This window comes from Mesorhizobium sp. M5C.F.Ca.IN.020.32.2.1 (genome assembly GCF_004023105.1).
In the GTDB taxonomy this organism is placed as follows: domain Bacteria; phylum Pseudomonadota; class Alphaproteobacteria; order Rhizobiales; family Rhizobiaceae; genus Mesorhizobium; species Mesorhizobium wenxiniae.
Genome location: NZ_RZSX01000817.1, coordinates 1 through 2805 on the forward strand (window position 1 = coordinate 1; position 2805 = coordinate 2805).

At 59.1% G+C, this 2805-nt stretch carries 3 protein-coding genes and 1 pseudogene; 3 read left to right on the forward strand and 1 reads right to left on the reverse strand.

The features are described from left to right. Positions 1-189: 189 nt before the first annotated feature. Positions 190-1119: a TauD/TfdA family dioxygenase gene (locus tag EOA86_RS29280; protein ID WP_091600626.1), complete on the reverse strand. Its 930-nt coding sequence runs from the start codon at positions 1117-1119 to the stop codon at positions 190-192. A 611-nt stretch (positions 1120-1730) separates the two neighbouring features. On the opposite strand from EOA86_RS29280, the gene EOA86_RS29285 reads away from it, so the two are divergent. From EOA86_RS29285 to EOA86_RS29295, 3 genes and pseudogenes are all read left to right on the forward strand, one after another. Then, a complete protein-coding gene (locus EOA86_RS29285; protein ID WP_091600625.1) occupies positions 1731-1988 on the forward strand; it encodes a hypothetical protein in 258 nt (85 codons plus the stop codon). 8 nt (positions 1989-1996) lie between these two features. Further along, positions 1997-2269: pseudogene (locus tag EOA86_RS29290) on the forward strand (pyridoxal-phosphate dependent enzyme); the annotation flags it as partial. Positions 2270-2562: 293 nt separating this feature from the next. Continuing rightward, positions 2563-2805: TlpA disulfide reductase family protein (locus EOA86_RS29295; RefSeq protein WP_164892089.1), on the forward strand; the 243-nt coding region annotated here is incomplete at its 3' end.

Genomic DNA, 2805 nt, shown 5'->3' on the forward strand with positions numbered 1-2805 from the left:
GTACCGCTGCAGCGGGGCCACGAGCAGCGACTCGAGCCATGCGCCACGCTGCAGGACCTCGATTTCGGGCCAAGCCTCGAGCCCGCAACTCGCCTTGCTTCTCGGAAATCATAAGGCTTTGTGGGGCGGTTAAGCAGCGCGATATGGCCGCGGCGATACGAAGTTTTCATCTTTACCCTGTTCAGACGGTCAGGCTGCCTTCGCCGCCGGCTTGGCTGCCTTGACACGGGTTATACTGCGGCGACCGTCGACGCCGATCGGAACGTCACCGTCAACCGTAGCGCGACGCACAACCCGGTGCTGGTCGCCATAGTCGTTGACCGCATAATGCTGGGTAGCACGGTTGTCCCAGATAGCGACGTCGCTTACTTGCCAGCGCCACCGCACGGTATTTTCCGGGGCAGTGACGTAGGACTGGAACACCTCGTAGAGTTTGGCGGAATCGCTCTTGGAAAGGCCGACGAGGCGCTGCACGAAATTGCCGAGCAGCAGCGACTTCTCCCCGGTTTCGGGATGGACGCGCACGACCGGATGCTCGGTCTCGTAGATCGTCGATGTGAAGACTTCCTCGAAGTGCCTCTTCTCTTCGGCTGTGGCGCGCGGGCGCACGGCTGCGTAGTCGTAGGCATTGCTATGAATAGCCCACAGATTGTCCGCCAATATTTTGAGCGGCGCCGGCAGATTCTCGTACGCGGCGTGCGTGTTGGACCAGATCGTGTCGCCCCCCGCCGCCGGAATGACGACGCCACGTAGGACCGAGAATTTCGGATAGGCATCGACGAAAGTCACATCGGTATGCCACTGGTCTGCCCTGCCACCGCCACGGCCGGAATCGAGATTGAGGATTGAGGCCGTGCCGGCTGCCGGCCCCTGCGTGGGATGAGGTACAAGGTTACCCAGACGCCGCGCGAACAATTCCTGCTCCGCATCGTCGAGGTGCTCCTGGCCGCGGAAGAAGATCACCTTGTGTTTTAGAAGAAGCTGGTTGATGGCTGCTATCGCTGCGTCCGAAAGGTCTCCGCCAAGGCGAACGCCTCTGATTTCAGCTCCGACACGGCTGGTCAGCGGTACAACGTCGGAGTCAAGAATGGTCCGGTTGACAAGGACTGGATTGCTCATGGGTTCTCCTGTTTGATCTTGAAAGGGATAGCAAGTCACATCCGGCCAGCGGATGTCCGCGCTGCGTTGAAAAGTCTCATCGCTAGTCGACAGAGCTATCGAACAGGATAATTGACGTAAACTATAGAAAGAATGTTCTAATTTAAACTGGCTCGACGAAAGAGCAGTCTCCGTTGCTCCGGTCTCGGTGTTGAGTTCTCTAAGGCTGCGCCACACCTTGGTCCCCACGCCGGCATATGATCTCATTGTGCAGCCCCGTGCTCGCACGCCCCGTACTGGCGAAACTAATTGCAAGCTGCTGCAACACGCCCCCCTGGCGGCCTGCACCGAAACGACGACAGGGGTGCATCTGATTAGCCGTGAACCCAGGTCTCAAAAACCATCCGGCGTGACGAGCGGACGCACCGCACGTGTGACACCCGCCTTGTGGGGCAGGGTTGCCTTTCTCAATCCCGGCGTTGGTCGACGTCCCAATGAGCAGCAAGCTATTATCGGCCGCCGAATCTTAGTGGCTTCGTCGAGAGCCTCAATCAACCAAGCGGCGAAAGCCTCGCTAGAGTCTCGCCCGCCTGTCGCTATGAAGCAGTTGCAGGCAGCGCTGCTTCAGGCGCATGAACTCGCCCGATGCAATGATTTCCGTTGCCCTGGGTCTTTCGAAGGGCACTGTTTCGATTCCCTTCTTCTTCGGCGCGCGGCTTGATGCCGACATACGGTTTCTTGACCTGCCGCCTGAACGGCTGCCGAAGCGGGTGCCCCGCCAGCGACCCCGACAATCCACTGTTCCGCAACTGCTGAAGAGCCGACTGCGCTCGCATCCCGATGCTGCGCAACGGCACTATGCCGACATTCTGGAGACCGCAGCCGCATGAGCCTCGAGATGTTCCGCCGACCGTCGACAAAGGCGTCCTCTCGCCTGCGTCCGCCATTTGCGTCAGTGCTCGATCTGATTGGGGAGACGCCGGTCGTCGAACTGAAGAGCTTCGATACCGGCAGGTGTCGTCTCTTCGTCAAGCTCGAAAGCCAGAATCCCGGCGGATCGATCAAGGATCGCATTGCGTTGTCGATGATCGTTAATGCCGAACAGCGTGGCCAGCTCGCGCGGGGCGGTACAATCATCGAAGCGACCGCTGGCAACACAGGGCTCGGCCTGACCTTCTGGCGGCACGAAGCGCGTGATCGCGTGTCCAAAAGCTGACAGCGTCAGACAAATGTCAGGTTCATTACAACCAACATCTGGGCACTGTCGAGGTTTTTCGAAGCAATGGGCGCTAACTGCGCGCTGAGCGCGTTGGCATGGTTTTTGAGACTGAGTGACTGTGACTGCACTCAATGGGGCAAGACGAGCGATCCGCTCCTCCCTGAACCCGTGTGCCGTCTCTGAGAGGAAACCAGCTCGTGCAGAAACCTTTGGAAATAGCTTTGGACCGCAACGTGGTATTGCAGATGGAGTCCCCGGCTCCTTCGATTAAAGTCGAGAACTGGCTGCGTGGCGAGCCCCTCACCAGCTTTGAGCCCGGCAAAGTGTGCATAGTCGAATTTTGGGCAACTTGGTGCGGCCCATGTGTGGACGGGATGCCCCATCTGATCCAGCTGCAGGAGAAATACAAGGACAACGGCGTTGAGATCGTCGGAGTCGCGGCTTCTGAAGACGCTCCAACGGCCGACGAGGCCCGAAGCACGTTGGAC